The 3,144-nt window shown below is 70.3% G+C and carries 4 protein-coding genes and 1 pseudogene; 3 read left to right on the forward strand and 2 right to left on the reverse strand.

Annotated features, from left to right (window positions below):
- Window positions 1-321: 321 nt before the first annotated feature.
- Together RDU12_RS03305 and arfB are read left to right on the forward strand one after the other, a co-directional pair.
- Window positions 322-798 carry a YaiI/YqxD family protein gene (locus RDU12_RS03305; protein ID WP_300290128.1) on the forward strand — a complete coding sequence of 159 codons (477 nt, stop codon included), beginning with the start codon at window positions 322-324 and terminating at the stop codon, window positions 796-798.
- Window positions 795-1,199, forward strand: coding sequence for an alternative ribosome rescue aminoacyl-tRNA hydrolase ArfB (gene arfB, locus RDU12_RS03310; protein ID WP_300290129.1), 405 nt, complete (start codon window positions 795-797; stop codon window positions 1,197-1,199). The genes RDU12_RS03305 and arfB overlap by 4 nt, the downstream gene beginning before the upstream one ends.
- A gap of 2 nt (window positions 1,200-1,201) precedes the next feature.
- On the opposite strand, the gene RDU12_RS03315 is transcribed toward arfB, so the two are convergent.
- Together RDU12_RS03315 and RDU12_RS03320 are read right to left on the reverse strand one after the other, a co-directional pair.
- Entirely contained in the window at window positions 1,202-2,491 is a 1,290-nt protein-coding gene (locus tag RDU12_RS03315) for an MFS transporter (RefSeq protein WP_308684095.1), read from the reverse strand.
- Complete coding sequence (locus RDU12_RS03320; protein ID WP_300289971.1) at window positions 2,488-2,958, reverse strand: cupin domain-containing protein; 471 nt, start codon at window positions 2,956-2,958, stop codon at window positions 2,488-2,490. Before RDU12_RS03320 ends, RDU12_RS03315 begins: the two co-directional genes overlap by 4 nt.
- 48 nt (window positions 2,959-3,006) lie before the next feature.
- On the opposite strand from RDU12_RS03320, the pseudogene RDU12_RS03325 reads away from it, so the two are divergent.
- Window positions 3,007-3,144: pseudogene (locus RDU12_RS03325) on the forward strand (succinyl-diaminopimelate desuccinylase); the annotation flags it as partial.

The following is a 3,144-nucleotide window of genomic DNA, read 5'->3' on the forward strand; positions in this document are numbered from 1 at the left end:
CCCGGGAGCGAGCGCAGCGAGACCCCGGGATGACGAAAGTGAATTGCTGCGCTGCAAATCCGCCGCCGGCCATCAAACTTTTCGGGCCTAACCGACGAGTTTCCCTGCACATCATCCCTCCGTCAGCGTCACGAACCCGCCTGAGGAGAAACTCGTCGTACACTCCTCCTGTCCCGTCGCTCCGGCGGGCGCCGGTCTTTGACAATCGAACCTGCTCCCGCGCCGCCCGAGGCGCGCCCGTGCGACTCCTGCGACTCAATTTTCTGGCCCGGCGGCTGCCGCTTTGACATCCCGCCCCGAAACAGACAGCTAGTCCCGACCATGACCGCGCCCCGCCTCTTCATCGACGCCGATGCCTGCCCGGTGAAGGACGAGGTCTATCGCGTCGCCGAACGCTACGGCCTCAAGGTGTTCGTGGTCTCCAACGGCTGGATCAACACCCGCCGCGAGCCGTGGATCGAGCAGGTGGTCGTCGACGCCGGCCCCGACGTCGCCGACGACTGGATCGCCGAACGGGCCGGCCCCGGCGACATCGTCATCACCCAAGACATCCCCCTGGCCGACCGCTGCCTGCAGGCCGGCGCCCAGGCGTTGAAGTCGAACGGCCAGCCCTTCACCCCCGACTCGATCGGCTCGGCCCTGGCCGGACGGATGGTGGGCGAGCACCTGCGCTCGATGGGCGTCGCCACCAGCGGTCCGCCGCCGTTCGGCCCGAAGGACCGCTCGGCCTTCCTCCAGGCGCTGGACCGCGCCGTGGTCATCGCCAAACGGGCCCTTCCAGCAGGGCCGGGGCGATGACCGTCATCCCCGAGAGCGAGCTGGAGTTCCGCTTCTTTCGCGCCGGCGGCCCGGGCGGCCAGAACGTCAACAAGGTGGCCACCGCCCTGCAGATGCGTTTCGACGTGCGCAACTCCCCCTCCCTCACCGAGCCGGTCAAGGCGCGGCTGATGAAGCTGGCCGGCAGCCGCCTGACCCTCGACGGCGTCATCGTCATCACCGCCGTCCGCTTCCGCACCCAGGAGCGCAACCGCGCCGACGCCCTCGAACGCCTTCAGGCCATGGTCGACAAGGCCTCGGTCGCCCCGGTCTATCGCGTCCCGACCCGCCCCACCCGGGCCTCGAAGGAGCGCCGCCTCGAGGGCAAGACCAGACGCTCGACCATCAAGAGCGGCCGCGGCAAACCCGGCCTGTCCGACTGACCTCAATCCAGCCGGTCGGCCCGTCTCAGCCCCGGGAACAGCTTCGCCCAGATCCCCGTCGCCGCCAGCGCCCCGAAGCCGCCGAACACCGCCGCCCCGACCGGTCCGAGGAAGCGCACCGCCACCCCGGAATAGGCCTCGCCCAGCTCGTTTGACGCCCCGATGAACAGCATCGACACCGAGCTGACCCGCCCGCGCATGTGATCCGGCGTGGCCAGCTGGATCAGGGTCTGGCGGATGTTGACGCTGATCATGTCCGCCGCCCCCCCGACCAGCAGCACCAGCGCCGACAACCACCACGCCTTCGACAGGCCGAAGGTCAGGGTGCAGACCCCGAACACCGCCACCGCCGCGAACATCCAGCGCCCGCCGTGGCGCACGATCGGGAAGCGGCTCAGATAGATGGCCATGCCCAGGGCCCCGACCCCGAACGAGGCCCGCAGCAGGCCGAACCCCTCCGGCCCGACGTGCAGGATGTCCCGCGCGAAGATCGGCGTCAGCAGCGCCACCCCGGCCAGCAGCACCACGATCAGGTCCAGCGAGATGGCCCCCAGCACGATCTTGGTCTTCCACACATAGGCCAGCCCCTCCCTGACCGACTCGAGCGGCGTCAGCCCGGTCTCGACCGGCCGCGGCTTGCCGCTGGTGCGGATCAGCAGGAAACAGCCGATGCCGAGCAGGAACAGCCCCATGGCCGCCGCATAGGCCAGCGGCACATTGATCCCGACGATCACCCCGCCCAGCGCCGGCCCGGCGATGGCCCCGGTCTGGAAGGCGATCGACTGGGCCGCGATGGCCGGCGGCAGGGCCCGGCGACCGACCACCATCGGCAGGAAACTCTGGCTGGCCGGCGCCAGAAACGCCCGCGCCGCCCCGAACAGGGCCGCCACTGCCAGCAGTCCCCACAGCGGCGGCGACCCGTGCAGCGCCATCAGCAGGAAGCCCCCGGCGCAGGCGGCCTCGACCAGGATCGACACGGCCACCGTGACCTTGCGGTCGCGCCGGTCCGCCATCGCCCCCGCCGGCAGGGTGAAGGCCAGCAGCGGCAGGAACTGGCACAGGCCGACGAGGCCCAGATACAGGCTGGCCTCCTCGATCGGATGGTCCCGCCGGGCGATCTCATAGACCTGCCACAGCAGGGCCGACGACTGGATCTGGATGCCCAGCACCGCCACGACCCGGCCCAGCCACAGCAGGCGGAAGTCGCGGCCCCCCCACGGACTGGACGGCTCGCCGTCTCCCGGAGGAACCGGCGGCGTCGGCGACCCGGACTCTACGCTCTCGACCGTCACGTCCGCCGGTCAACCTTGGGATACGGCGTCCCGTCGCGATGGAAATAGCCGCCGGCGCGGAACACCATGTCGATGTCCGGATAGTCGCCGCTGTCGCCCTCCGGCGTCCGCGTCCCGACCTCCAGCAGCACCGCCTCGGCCCCCGACCGGTTCTCGATCCTGTGGCCGTTCGGAACGCCCGCCTTGAAGCCGGCGCAGTCGCCGGCCCTCAGCACCGTCTCACCCTCGTCCTCGACCAGCACCACCTCGCCGGACACCACCCAGACGAACTCGTCCTCGCCTTCGTGCCAGTGCCTCTGGCTCGACCAGGCCCCGGCCGGCAGGCGCAGCAGATTGACCCCGAACTGGTCCAGCCCGACGGCGTCGCCCAGCCGCCAGCGCCGTCGCGGCTTGCACGGCCCGGCGAATTCCTCGGGGTAGCCCGTCCCGTGTCCGGTCGGCGCGCTGTCGATGTCGATCTTCGGCATGGAGAGAAGCCTTCTCGCAATCGTCCGAACCCCCTAAAGCACAGGTCCATGAGCGCCGCATCACATCCGGTTATCGATCCTGTCGAACTGACCCGCGACCTGATCCGCAAACCCTCCGTCACCCCCGCCGACGAGGGGGCGATGGACCTGCTGGAACGCGTCCTGACCAGCCTCGGCTTCCACTGC

The organism is Brevundimonas sp. (assembly GCF_031082345.1).
Taxonomy (GTDB): Bacteria; Pseudomonadota; Alphaproteobacteria; order Caulobacterales; family Caulobacteraceae; genus Brevundimonas.